The sequence below is a fragment of the Mucilaginibacter sp. SJ genome (assembly GCF_028993635.1).
Taxonomy (GTDB): Bacteria; Bacteroidota; Bacteroidia; order Sphingobacteriales; family Sphingobacteriaceae; genus Mucilaginibacter.
The window spans coordinates 3597337-3609513 of sequence record NZ_CP118631.1; the positions used below are offsets into that span (position 1 = coordinate 3597337).

Genomic DNA, 12177 nt, shown 5'->3' on the forward strand with positions numbered 1-12177 from the left:
CTAACAAAAGGGGGTTAACAGGGTTAACACAATTCAGGGTTAACATTCGCTTATATAATTGACAGTCAATAAATTATGATATTTTGTATAAAAAAATGTTAACCCCCTTTTTTATAAATATTATCAGCTAAATTTCAATTCATAGGTAACACCACACCAAGGGTGGTCAATTGGCTTTATGATACAGCCCCGGCCAGCACAGCGATGTCAGGATGAGTCAATACCGGCGTTTAATTATACCATCAATATTATGCCTTTTTCAGCAGGAAACGCTTCTTTAACCAATCTCTGACAGGCTCATCATACAATTTGAGGCAGCCGTAGGCAATAGCGATACTGACTACAAAAATTCCCAGCCCGCCAAGCAGGCCCTGTGCCATTGGGATCTTATTATTTGTTACCCAGGCTACATGAAAATATATTAAAGGATAATGCGTAATGTAAAGCGGGTACGAAATATCCCCCATAAATTTACAAATCCTGATCGAGCTTTTACTTTTTAAACTCCCGCCCGCGCCAATGGCAACAATCAGGGGGAAAAGAATGATGATGCAGAACGATTCGTACAAACCGTTCATCCATAAATGCTCGCTGCCCCCTATCCTCGGCACACACAATATAGCAATGATCAGGAGGCTGCATACAGCAAACGCGCCTTTAATATGGATGAGTTTACCTATGCGGCAAAGCAGCATCCCGGCAAAAAATGGATAAAGCAAACGGATGAAGCCAATGTTGAGCTGTGTTTTATCAACCGACCAGCCGCCAATTACATCGCCCTGCGGGCCCATTACTGTATAATGGATCAGTAAACAGGCCGATAAAAACACCAATATAGCAAGCAAAGTTTTGGAGAATTTACGGATCACCAGCGCGTACAGGATATTAGCGATATATTCAAAAAATAGCGACCAGGCCGGCCCATTTAAGGGGTGCATTTCCTGCCAGCCGCGAATATCCATAGAAGGCAGTATGGGTATCAGCGTGCAACCAACCAACATTACCACCAGCATTTTCCAAACCGGCGTATCATGAATAAGCGGAAAGGCTGTGCCGCTTTGCGAATAGAAGAACAGCGCACCAATAATTGATCCGACAATAACCATTGGCTGCAGACGAATAAGACGGCGTTTATAAAAATCCCATTGAGTCATTTTGCCCCAGCGGTCGTCATAGGCGTAGGCAACTACGAAACCCGAGAGCACAAAAAAGAAATCGACTGCCAGGTATCCGTGATTTATGATTTGCTTAAAGCGGTTACCATCAGCATAGGTTTCAAAAACATGGAAAGCCACTACAAAAAGGGATGCCACACCGCGCAATCCGTCAAGAATTTGATAATGACCTTTTGATTCAAGGTACGTAGGGTTTTTACTCATCAGCAGGAAAAAACAAGTATGATAAATTGGTTAACTCAGCTTCAATAATGCGCGATGCGAACCGGGCGCAATATCATGGCTAAATATGCTTTAATTTATCGACAAGTCGAAACCCGAAGCTGAGAAAAGGAAAAGCACTCCGGCAGCCTGAACAAGATTAGGGCGAAACGCGCTATAACCGCGGTTTAGCGGCAAGCACTATGGGAACAGTTTCCACAAGTTCAAGCGATTTAACCATATCTTTTGTGGTGCTTTTGTATTTTTTAAAATGAGCCGTTTGCAAATGGGCCTGGTATGCGGCGGCATCGGCATAAATTTCAAAAACTGTTATGTGGGTGGGGTTATTTTTTTCGGCTACTGCGTATAGGGTTAAAACGCCGGGTTCAACGCGCACAGCGGTTTCAGCATGCTCTTTAAGCGCAGCCATATAATTCTGCAATTGAGCAGAATCAATTACAAGTTTGGCTATGCGTACCACATTGTTTTTATCCTGGGCGGCGGCACTATGTGGCGAAGATATCGATAACATAAAAATTATTAAAACTGATAACAACCCGCTGCCAAAAGCTGGTATCCATGTTGTGCGGGTATGTTTTCCTGTTGGTTCTGAAATTTCATTTATAGCTTCCATGTTTTAAATTTTATAAATAACTCAACCACCATTTTCCTTTATTGGCCTGTTTGTAATCATCATAGCGCTTGCATAAAGGATATAAGGCCATTACTATTCCAATCCAAACAAGATACGCAACAGGCAATGAAAACCCATAGCCCTTCAGGTTTGTTGTAAACCAGATAGGTTGTTTCAGGAACCAGATCTTCCAGTCCTGCCCGGGCGTTAATGCTGATGCGATAATTGCTATCAGGTGGATTATATAAATATGAATAAGGTAATAAAACATAGGCACCCTGCCATATACCGAAACTACTTTTACAACAGTTCCTTTTGATTTTTCGGTAAATGACAGGAACAGAAAGGCCGCACCCAACGTTAATAACAGGTACAACAGCGATGGCGGATATTTATTTACCTTAATAAATGACAGAATGGTAAATAATGCATTTTTCTGTACGCTCCATTTTACCGGATCGCCATATAGATTGGTATAACGTAATACAATAAACAAAACAATACAAGCGGCGCCGGCTATCCATAAGTTTCTTTGTCTTTTGCTAACTTCATAGCCCGCCGCGTACCATCCGCCTAAACAATAACCTAATGACATAACCGCCATTAGGGGAACAATGGGATACCCTACCAATAAAATTTCCTTATGCCAGGTAAAAAACTGCTGTTCATGAAGCAGCGACCAGCCAAAAGCAGGCAGGGAACTACCCGGCACATGAATGCCATCTAAAAGATTATGCCCTAATATGATGACAACACTAATACCCAGGATCAATTTTTTAGGCAGATGGATCAATGCCGCCAGTATGATCATGCTTAAGCCCAGCGCCCATATAGTAATAAAGAAAAACATGGGGAAGGTAATGTTGAAGTTCCAGCCGAAGTTAACCACGAACATTTCGAGAAATATAAGCCACAATCCCCGTTTTACCAGGAATATGGATAACTCTCTTTTAGTTTTCTTTTGCCCGATGAGGTATGCCGATGTTCCGGCAAGCAGCATAAATATCGGGGCGCAAAAATGAGTGATCCACCGGGTGAAAAACAATATGCCGCTTGTTTTTGTAAGGTCAAGCGGATCATAAAAAAATGATCCGGAGTATAAATAGTCCCTCACATGATCAAGTGCCATAATAATCATGATAGTACCACGGAGAAAGTCAATAGAGGTTATCCGGTTTTTTATAATTGCGCTCATTCAGGTTTTTTATGATGAAGTTACTATTTATATAGATAGATTTTAACGAATGCGTATTTCTTGACATTGACATTAAGAGCACAATCCATTTTCCGATGCATGATGCATCTTTCCAGTTACCATTTTTATGTAACTATTTTAACTAAAATGATGTCTTGTAGTTATGAAACTACTTCAGGCATTCTTTTTGACCTTATTCACATTGTTGCTGCCCGCCGTTTCCGATGCGCAAACCGGAGGTGGTAAAATTTCGGGGATAGTTTTAGATGATGCTAAAAAACCGCTCGATGGTGCAACCGTAACCTTGCTTATCGCAAAAGATTCTACGGTTGTAAGTACACTGCTTACCCATCCGGACGGCAGTTTTGCCTTTCAAAATTTAAAAGATGATACTTACCTGGTTAAGGCAACCTATATGGGCTATAAAAATTACCGAAGCGCCCCTGTAGTTCTCAACCAGCAACAACCGGTTAATTTACCGGCATTCATTTTACCCTTAGCGGGCAAAACGTTGAATGAAGTAGCTATAACCGGTAAAAAATCTTATGTTCAGCAAAAAATCGACCGCACAATAGTTAATGTAGGCGCATTGATATCCAATACCGGCGCCAATGCTTTGGAAGTGTTGTCAAAAACGCCCGGCGTGCAAATAGATGCCGATGGCAATATTACCTTTAAGGGGAAAAGCGGGGTGCTGGTAATGATTGATGATAAACCAACTTATCTTTCGGCTGCAAACCTGGCCACGTACCTGCGTTCTTTACCATCTTCGTCTTTGGACCAGATAGAGCTGATGGATAATCCGCCGGCTAAGTATGATGCGGCAGGTAACGCGGGCGTAATCAATATCAAAACTAAGAAAAACACCACCAGGGGATTTAATGCGGTAGTGTCTGCCGATTACGCGCTGGGTTTTTATTACCGCAATAATGAAAGCATCAACCTTAATTACCGTATCGACAAAGTTAACCTGTTTGCTAACCTTGCTTATAATAAACAAAGAACCTACCGGAGGCTTGAAATTGACCGGGATTATTTTGATATGAACGGAGACCAAACCTCCTCGCTAAAAGATATTTCCTATTTCAGGCCGACAAGCAACAATACCAATATTAAAACCGGGATGGATTATTATGCATCGCCGAAAACAACCTGGGGAGTGGTATTTACTGGCACCTTATCGCACGACCATGACAGCAGCCCTGTAAACAGTTTATTATATGGCAAAAATGGCGAATTAGATTCAACCATTAATACCCTCAATACTTCCAAAAACAGCTTTAAAAGCGGCGGTGTCAACCTAAATTACACCCATAAATTTGACAGTGCCGGCAGGGCGCTCACGTTTGACCTGGATTATATCCGCGATGTATCGGGCAGTAACCAGTTGTTTGTAAATAATACCTTTTTGCCCGATGGAACTTTAACAAACTCAACCACACTGAGTGATAATTTACCTGCTACTATCAATATCTACTCTGCAAAAGCTGATTATTCCCATCCACTCAAAGACAAGGCAAAGCTGGAGGCCGGCGTTAAGAGCAGCTATGTAAATACGGATAATGCCGCCAATTACTTTAATGTAATTAATAACGTAAGCACTATTGATTATAACAACACTAACCGTTTTTTATATAAAGAGAATATAAATGCCGCTTATGTTAATTTCAATAAAAAATTAGGCCGCTTCGCATTACAAACGGGCTTGCGGTTAGAGAATACTAATGGCAACGGGCATCAGTTGGGTAATGTTCAAAGGGCCGACTCCTCTTTTGCGAATCATTATACAAACCTGTTTCCAACCGCGTATTTTTCCTATAATCTCGATACAGCAGGAAATAAAGTATTGGTTATTTCTTACGGCCGCCGGATAGGCCGGCCGAATTATGGAAGCTTAAACCCCTTTACCTTTTTTGTAGACAAGTTTACCTATTTTTCGGGCAACCCCTTCCTGAAACCACAGTTTACCGATAATTATAAACTGGCCTATAGTTTCAAAAGCCTGTTTACCGTTGCGGTTGCATACAATTATACCACCGATGTTCAAAATGAAACCATTCACAAAAATGGCAACGTATTCATCAGCACCACCGGTAACATAGGGCGACGGAAAACGCTGGATTTTTCTGTCAATACCAATCTTCAGCCGGCCAAATGGTGGTCGGTTAATTTATATGCCGAGGTATATAATAACACTTACCAGGGCATGTTTTACTCCGGCTATCTCCATCAGTCACAGAGCACATTTAGCGGCAATGGCAATAACCAGTTCACCTTATCAACAACCTGGAGTGCTGAATTAAGCGGCTTTTATGATAGCGGCGGCACTTACGGCCAGTTTGTTACGATACCCAAAGGCATGCTCAATGCCGCTATTCAGAAAAAAATATTGAATAACAAAGGTTCAATCAAATTAAATGCACGGGATATCTTTCTCTCGTTTCGCCCAAGCGGTACCATTACCAATATTGAAGGAGCACATGCAACCTTCCATAATTTTTTAGATACCCGGGTGGTAACCCTTGCCTTTAACTATAGTTTCGGCAAACTAACAAACGTGCCCCAAAAGCGTAATACCGGCGGCGCCGATAGTGAACAAAATAGGGCGCATTAATCTTGCCCGCAAATTACCAGGCGCGGCATATTCTGATCCCGTTAAAAATCATGCTTATTTGCAGACCGCTTTATTTTACCGAAGAGGTAATAAAGAATTAAAGCGAGCATGGTCCAGTAGAATGCAAACCCGATAAGAAAAAACGGGGGCGGCGTATCCGGCTCTTGCCTTAAAAAGTTAATAAAAGGTATCAGGGGCCCTATCAAAACAACTTTAACAGGTAACAAAATTGTGGAGACTACACTCCTCCAGCCTGTTTCTGATCCTGTTCCCAGGAAAGACTCGCCATTCCCGGGAAAGAGCCTCACTTCCGATAAAGCAAGAGCATTAGTGATAAATTGAAAGGCAAACGCAGAAACGAGGAAGAGAATAACAAACTTTGTTCTTGAAATTTTCATATACCAATGTTTTGTGATGGTTAATAATATAATTTGCTATACAAAGTTAAATTAAAATACTTTGCATTTCAAAGTACTTTTATAAAATATTTAATTTAGATAAACGCATTTAAAAACAGGGGGCATCACAGAAACTGGACCTGCAAGTTGTGTTGTAATTATTCCCTCAAGCTTTCGGGTTACCTGTTCGATAAATCTTCGATTTGAAAAAAGAGTATGCCTCAATTGCTTTAATCTTTTAGATCCCCTTCTACTGATCGTGTTTAGTGATGACGATATGAGGACAATACAAGTTTGAGTTTAACGATACTGTAATTTATTTTAGCTCAATGGAGTTGTTAATAGAAAAAATTAAAAGTTATGTACCCCTCTCTTTTGATGACGAAGGTATAGTGCGTACATTATTTCACAAGAAAGCTCTTAAAAAGGGCGAGCACCTGCTAAAAGCAGGCGATGTTTGCCGCTACGTTGTTTTTATAGAAACCGGGCTTGTGAGATATTATATTAACAATGATGGAGTAGAACAAACCAATTACTTTAACAAAGAAAACGAGTTTGTATGCGACTATATGAGTTTCCTGCCCCAAACTCCCTCGTACGTTAATATACAGGCACTGGAGGATACTACTATCTGGGTGATCAGTTACAAAGGTATGCAGCAATTTTATAAAGAAGTAACGGTAGGCGAAAGATTTGGCCGCCTGGCAATAGAACAGGTATTTGTAAGTGTAATCAGCCAGATAGGTTCTTTATATACCGATTCGCCCGAAACCAGGTATGCGAAGTTCTTAAGTGAGTATGCCGATATTGCACAGCGTATTCCTCAATACTATATAGCCTCCTATGTTGGTATTAAACCACAATCGCTAAGCCGTATTCGTAAACGGATCTGGGATAAGCATTAATTAACCTGGGTGAATGAATGGAAGATTTCCATTGCCCAGCTTTGTACTGTTAAAAATAACAGTACATGAAAACAATAAACAAAACACAACAATGGGGCATCCGGTCAGTATCGTTTTGGATGACCCTGTTCATCGCAGTAGGCATCATTTTCGTCGGTGCCCGCTTCATAATAAGCCCTGGAACAGGCGCTACAGGCTATGGTATTCCCATCATTAGTAAAGAGGATTTACCATTTGGAAGAATAAAAGGCATCCGCGACATTTTTTCGGGAGTGGTGCTGCTACCCCTTTTATTGTTGCGTATGCGCAGGGCAACAGCCTGGGTATTTACGTCGGCAATCACCGTTCCGGCAGCCGACTTCCTCATCGTGCTTTCAACAAATGGACCGTCGGATATTTCTCACTTAATGATCCATGGGTTAACCGCAGCCTATATGGTTATCACCAGCTTTTTATTATTTAAATCGTGATTAATTTTATGAATTCCTACACGCTTTTACAAATATGCCTCTTTATGCACCTTACCGGCCTCACGCTAATGGCGGGAACCGATATTGTTGAGTTTGTTGCGTTCAGAAGTATTTTAAAAACCTATCAAACTAATAAAGATGCCGCAGTACACCAAATTGGTATACTATCCAGATTTTCCGTTTTACTACTAATCGGCGGTATACTGTTAGTACTTTCAGGAATAGGTTTCCTGATTATTACGCATAATGCCTTCGGCAATCAGCTATGGTTTAAAATTAAGATGATATTTGTACTTGGGCTTGTACTTAACGGCATGCTAATGGGGCGAAAGAGCGGGAACCAGCTTAAACAAAGTTTGACAACAGGCAACAATGCGAAAGCCCAGCAGGTTGAAGATGCTATCCGTGCTATGATCAGGTTTCATTTTATACAGCTTTGCATCTTCTTTATTGTGGTGATAATGGCCGTTTTTAAGTTTAATTAAGTTGGAAAATTGCGCCTTCATGCAAAAACAAAAGCCTCAAATCTTTCGACTTGAGGCTTTTGTTTTTTTTCAGGTAGCGGGAACAGGACTCGAACCTATGACCTTCGGGTTATGAGCCCGACGAGCTACCAACTGCTCCATCCCGCACTGTTTTGATAGTGCAAATGTACAATAAGTTATCACATCTGTTTGTCACAAATGGGCTCATCTGGCTAACAATTGCTTAACATGCTATCACCTAACCTATTAATTTCATTGATATAAGTCAATTTCTTTCTTACTATAAGTCAATGTGTGCCGTTTGGGTATTTTGCACCTTTGTGATACCCCAACCGATGAACGGACAGGATGATAAAATTTCAAAGAAATGAAAACCGCTAAAGAATTATTGCTCAACTACCTTGAGCAGATCAATAACCCAGATACAGCTATTGAACTTTTTGCCGACGATGCAGTGTTCGAGCTTCCCTACCTTGCAAGTTTAGGGTTACCCTGGCAATGGAAAGGCCGGGAAGTAATATATAATTTCCTTAAAAACCTACCCAAAACATTCGGCAATTTCAAATTTCAAAACATCAGGATCCATATTGATACGCCCGATCAGGCCTTTGGAGAGTACGATGTGGACGCCATAGTCAATTCAACCGGCAGGTCTTATCCGCAAACTTATATGGGACGCGTAGTTGCCGAAAACGGCAAGATCAAGCTGATCCGCGAAGCGCTGGATATGGCTATAGTTGCAAAAGGGATGTTTCCGGATGGGTTGGCGCATTTAGTTTAAGCAAGCTATACCATTATAAATAATTGTCATGTTGGTGATTTTTATTAGCGCACAAATGATCGCATTGCAGATAACAACCGAACAGTAGCTAAATGAAAGCGCACAATTAATATAAACCCGCAAAGCCGTGAGGGCGCTGAGAAAAACCTTTGCGACTTAGCGCCTTTGCGAGAAGGCAATACGCTTTGACGTCGGCAGACGTAATACGCAATTACGCGTCTCTACATTCAAAAAAATTAACGGGCTTCTTCAATCGTATTCGGAGCTGTCTCTTCTTCCTCTGCTTGCGGATCTTCTTTAAACACACGGATGGTTTTAATATACCTGCGCTGGTAACGATCATTCATGGCGGTTTCGGTAACGCCATTTTCATCGCCCGATGTAGCATGGATAAACACCAATGGTTCGCCGGGTTGCGATACTACTATGCCTATGTGTCCTGCACTGCGGTAATTATGGCTGCGGGTACCGGTAAACAATATTAAATCGCCAAATCTGGCCTCCTTAATATCAATGCCCTTAACTGGTGCAAAATCCGATGAACTGCGAGGGATGGAGATGCCAAAATGAGTAAAAACATAACTAACAAAACCCGAGCAATCAAACCCTTTTTCAGGATTGCTTGAACCATAACGATACCTGATGCCTTTCAGGGTTTGGGCAAACTCAACCAGCTCATCGGCTGTGGTTTCACCTGTTTCATAATTGGCTTCAACTTCGGCATAATGATGCCTCAAGCGCGAATGGCTATGCGATTTTACCGTTCTGTTTGCCTTATGTTTTTTTGCTGCGTGAAAGACGGCAGGCTTTACCGGCTTCATAAGTGATAGACAAGCTACGATGAGGAGTTTGGAACCAATTACAAAATGCATATTGTAATGATAGGTAAAAAATTCCGCGGATAGTAATCAAATTGTAAAAAAGATAGCAGGAGCAGTTGATACTATTATTTCATTTTCTTCATCAAAAAAATCAAAATGTGTGTTAAAATAACAATTAATAAAAACATTACTTAATTTAGTATGGCCAATCAAATTGTAATACCCAGCCATGATAACCCGGAAAATAACTCATCGTTTTTTAACGCTGTTCTCCATATTAATTTGCTTTTCTATCCCCCTTTACGTACAGGCACAAACGTCGCTGCATTCATTTTCGCTCCAGCAGGTCACCCTGCTGCCAGGTGTGTTTAAGGATGCGCAATTAACAGACAAGGCATACATACTGGCTTTAGATCCTGATCGTTTACTGGCACCTTATCTTACCGAAGCAGGGATTAAACCCAAAAAGAAAAATTATGCAAACTGGGAAAATACCGGGCTGGACGGTCACATCGGCGGGCATTATTTATCCGCCTTGTCTTTTATGTACGCCTCCACCCACGATGCGGAACTAAACCGCCGGCTGGATTACATGCTGGCCGAACTTAAACGCGCCCAGGATAAAACAGGAAGCGGCTACCTTGGCGGTACGCCCGGAGGTACGGCTATGTGGAAGGATATTGCAGCAGGTAAGATTGAGGCCGATACCTTCGCCCTGAATAAAAAATGGGTGCCGCTTTATAATATCCACAAGCTTTTTGCAGGCTTACGCGATGCTTACCTGATTGCCGGCAAAACCCAGGCAAAAGAGATCCTGGTAAGGCTAACCGATTATATCTATGGGGTTTCGCTCAAATTAACTGATGAGCAGATCCAAACCATGCTCATATCAGAACAAGGCGGTCTAAACGAAGTATTTGCCGATGTATCAGTTATAACCGGCCAGGATAAATATCTCACATTAGCCCGCAGGTTTTCCCATAAAGAGATCCTTAACCCTTTAATTCAGGGGCATGACGAGCTCAACGGCCTGCATGCCAATATGCAAATCCCCAAGGCTGTAGGTTTTCAGCGCATTTCGGAAGTTGGCCGCGATGCGGACTATGGCAAAGCTGCCCAATTTTTCTGGGAAACGGTGACCAAGAACCGTTCGGTTGTGATAGGCGGCAACAGCGTAAATGAGCATTTTAACCCAACCGGCAATTTCACCAAAATGATCACAGACATTGCCGGGCCCGAAACCTGTAACTCCTACAATATGCTTAAATTAACCCGTCACCTTTTTGAAAAAGCCGGCGAAGTTAAGTATATGGATTTTTACGAACGCACGTTATACAATCACATCCTATCGAGCCAGCACCCTGTACATGGTGGTTTTGTTTACTATACCTCCATGCGTCCGCGCCATTACCGGGTTTATTCGCAGCCACAGGTTGATATGTGGTGCTGTGTAGGTTCAGGAATGGAGAACCATGGTAAATATGGCGAGCTTATTTACAGCTATCAGCAAAAAAACATTTATGTAAACCTGTTTATAGCTTCCCGCTTAAACTGGGCAGCGCAAGGATTTGTGCTTTCGCAACAAACCAAATTTCCGGATACGGAAACCACCAAACTATTGGTCGAAGCTGTAAAGCCCGGCAAATTTGACATTAATATCCGTTATCCACATTGGGTAAAGGCCGGCAAGCTGCAAATAAAGATTAACGGGGCAAATATTCCTGTAGATGCTCAACCTGGCTCTTACGTAAAACTTAACCGTACATGGAAAAAAGGCGATGCAATAGAAGTGCGTTTGCCAATGGAATTAAGTACAGAGGCATTGCCGGATAGCTCGCACTACGTAGCATTTTTGAATGGGCCTATTGTATTAGCTGCAAAAACCGATACTACCGATCTTGATAACTTAATGGCCGATGGCGACCAATTTGGCGGCTATCGCGCACGCGGCAAAATGTATCCGCTAAATGAGGCGCCTATATTGGCAAGCAACCAGGCTAATCTTCAAAACTATCTGAAACCTGTTTCCGGGAAGCCTCAAACCTTTGTTGCGCCAGAACTGATCAGTCCGGCAAAATATAAAAATCTGGAACTAATTCCTTTTTACAAATTGCATGACGCACGGTACATGATCTATTGGCATCAGGGTAGCCTGGATAATACAGGGAGTAAATAAAAGGTATGGAGATGACTCCTTAGAGGCTGTTTAAAAAAACGTCATTGCGAGTAACCATCAGGGAAGCCCTGTAAAAAAACGTGACGACATGAAAAATATATTTAGCGGATTTGCGCGTGGGCCGCGTTAGGGATTGCAGTGTAAAGCCCGGAGCGCGTAGAGGGGTTGCGGGCAGGAAAGGCGAGGACTTGCAACGGAAAGCCCGGGCCGCAGGCAACGCTCATGTTATAAAATAGATCCAATAAACATACTTAATAATCAATAATTTACGATCAAGTCATTATAAGGCACGAAGCAATCCCAAACGGCAGAGCGACTAAGC

At 42.0% G+C, this 12177-nt stretch carries 11 protein-coding genes and 1 tRNA gene; 6 read left to right on the forward strand and 6 right to left on the reverse strand.

What is annotated here, in order from left to right; genetic code table 11:
• Positions 1–248: 248 nt before the first annotated feature.
• The 3 genes from MusilaSJ_RS14375 to MusilaSJ_RS14385 all read right to left on the reverse strand — a co-directional run bounded on the left by MusilaSJ_RS14375 (position 249) and on the right by MusilaSJ_RS14385 (position 3205).
• Entirely contained in the window at positions 249–1379 is a 1131-nt protein-coding gene (locus tag MusilaSJ_RS14375; protein ID WP_274985654.1) for an acyltransferase family protein, read from the reverse strand.
• A gap of 172 nt (positions 1380–1551) precedes the next feature.
• Entirely contained in the window at positions 1552–2010 is a 459-nt protein-coding gene (locus tag MusilaSJ_RS14380) for a putative quinol monooxygenase (RefSeq protein ID WP_274985655.1), read from the reverse strand.
• 10 nt (positions 2011–2020) lie between these two features.
• On the reverse strand, positions 2021–3205 hold the full coding sequence (locus MusilaSJ_RS14385) for an acetyltransferase domain-containing protein (RefSeq protein ID WP_274985656.1): 1185 nt from the start codon (positions 3203–3205) through the stop codon (positions 2021–2023).
• A 163-nt stretch (positions 3206–3368) separates the two neighbouring features.
• Between MusilaSJ_RS14385 and MusilaSJ_RS14390 the strand changes: the two genes are divergently transcribed.
• Positions 3369–5819 (forward strand): outer membrane beta-barrel protein, encoded by a 2451-nt coding sequence (locus tag MusilaSJ_RS14390; protein WP_274985657.1) that lies wholly within the window; start codon positions 3369–3371, stop codon positions 5817–5819.
• A gap of 41 nt (positions 5820–5860) precedes the next feature.
• Here the strand turns inward: MusilaSJ_RS14390 and MusilaSJ_RS14395 are convergent, their stop codons facing one another.
• Entirely contained in the window at positions 5861–6217 is a 357-nt protein-coding gene (locus MusilaSJ_RS14395; protein ID WP_274985658.1) for a hypothetical protein, read from the reverse strand.
• A gap of 329 nt (positions 6218–6546) precedes the next feature.
• Here MusilaSJ_RS14395 and MusilaSJ_RS14400 point away from each other — a divergent pair, with 329 nt between their 5' ends.
• The 3 genes from MusilaSJ_RS14400 to MusilaSJ_RS14410 all read left to right on the forward strand — a co-directional run bounded on the left by MusilaSJ_RS14400 (position 6547) and on the right by MusilaSJ_RS14410 (position 8077).
• The gene (locus tag MusilaSJ_RS14400) at positions 6547–7122 is read left to right on the forward strand and encodes a Crp/Fnr family transcriptional regulator (protein WP_274985659.1); all 576 of its coding nucleotides are present in this window, start codon (positions 6547–6549) and stop codon (positions 7120–7122) included.
• A 65-nt stretch (positions 7123–7187) separates the two neighbouring features.
• Positions 7188–7592 (forward strand): DUF4267 domain-containing protein, encoded by a 405-nt coding sequence (locus tag MusilaSJ_RS14405; RefSeq protein ID WP_274985660.1) that lies wholly within the window; start codon positions 7188–7190, stop codon positions 7590–7592.
• A gap of 8 nt (positions 7593–7600) precedes the next feature.
• Positions 7601–8077: a DUF2214 family protein gene (locus MusilaSJ_RS14410; RefSeq protein WP_274985661.1), complete on the forward strand. Its 477-nt coding sequence runs from the start codon at positions 7601–7603 to the stop codon at positions 8075–8077.
• 74 nt (positions 8078–8151) lie between these two features.
• On the opposite strand, the gene MusilaSJ_RS14415 is transcribed toward MusilaSJ_RS14410, so the two are convergent.
• Positions 8152–8224: transfer RNA gene (locus MusilaSJ_RS14415), tRNA-Met, on the reverse strand.
• 220 nt (positions 8225–8444) lie between these two features.
• On the opposite strand from MusilaSJ_RS14415, the gene MusilaSJ_RS14420 reads away from it, so the two are divergent.
• Positions 8445–8858, forward strand: coding sequence for a nuclear transport factor 2 family protein (locus MusilaSJ_RS14420; protein ID WP_274985662.1), 414 nt, complete (start codon positions 8445–8447; stop codon positions 8856–8858).
• A gap of 236 nt (positions 8859–9094) precedes the next feature.
• Here the strand turns inward: MusilaSJ_RS14420 and MusilaSJ_RS14425 are convergent, their stop codons facing one another.
• Complete coding sequence (locus MusilaSJ_RS14425) at positions 9095–9679, reverse strand: C40 family peptidase (RefSeq protein ID WP_274985663.1); 585 nt, start codon at positions 9677–9679, stop codon at positions 9095–9097.
• A 229-nt stretch (positions 9680–9908) separates the two neighbouring features.
• Between MusilaSJ_RS14425 and MusilaSJ_RS14430 the strand changes: the two genes are divergently transcribed.
• Positions 9909–11855 (forward strand): glycoside hydrolase family 127 protein, encoded by a 1947-nt coding sequence (locus tag MusilaSJ_RS14430; protein ID WP_274985664.1) that lies wholly within the window; start codon positions 9909–9911, stop codon positions 11853–11855.
• Positions 11856–12177 lie beyond the last annotated feature (322 nt).

What these genes read in the sequence shown, in the direction of transcription:
- MusilaSJ_RS14385 (WP_274985656.1), bottom strand. Translation starts at nt 3,205, where the DNA reads ATGAGCGCAATTATAAAAAACCGGATAACCTCTATTGACTTTCTCCGT.
- MusilaSJ_RS14405 (WP_274985660.1), top strand. Translation starts at nt 7,188, where the DNA reads ATGAAAACAATAAACAAAACACAACAATGGGGCATCCGGTCAGTATCG.
- MusilaSJ_RS14400 (WP_274985659.1), top strand. Translation starts at nt 6,547, where the DNA reads ATGGAGTTGTTAATAGAAAAAATTAAAAGTTATGTACCCCTCTCTTTT.
- MusilaSJ_RS14390 (WP_274985657.1), top strand. Translation starts at nt 3,369, where the DNA reads ATGAAACTACTTCAGGCATTCTTTTTGACCTTATTCACATTGTTGCTG.
- MusilaSJ_RS14430 (WP_274985664.1), top strand. Translation starts at nt 9,909, where the DNA reads ATGATAACCCGGAAAATAACTCATCGTTTTTTAACGCTGTTCTCCATA.
- MusilaSJ_RS14425 (WP_274985663.1), bottom strand. Translation starts at nt 9,679, where the DNA reads ATGAAGCCGGTAAAGCCTGCCGTCTTTCACGCAGCAAAAAAACATAAG.
- MusilaSJ_RS14410 (WP_274985661.1), top strand. Translation starts at nt 7,601, where the DNA reads ATGAATTCCTACACGCTTTTACAAATATGCCTCTTTATGCACCTTACC.
- MusilaSJ_RS14380 (WP_274985655.1), bottom strand. Translation starts at nt 2,010, where the DNA reads ATGGAAGCTATAAATGAAATTTCAGAACCAACAGGAAAACATACCCGC.
- MusilaSJ_RS14420 (WP_274985662.1), top strand. Translation starts at nt 8,445, where the DNA reads ATGAAAACCGCTAAAGAATTATTGCTCAACTACCTTGAGCAGATCAAT.
- MusilaSJ_RS14375 (WP_274985654.1), bottom strand. Translation starts at nt 1,379, where the DNA reads ATGAGTAAAAACCCTACGTACCTTGAATCAAAAGGTCATTATCAAATT.
- MusilaSJ_RS14395 (WP_274985658.1), bottom strand. Translation starts at nt 6,217, where the DNA reads ATGAAAATTTCAAGAACAAAGTTTGTTATTCTCTTCCTCGTTTCTGCG.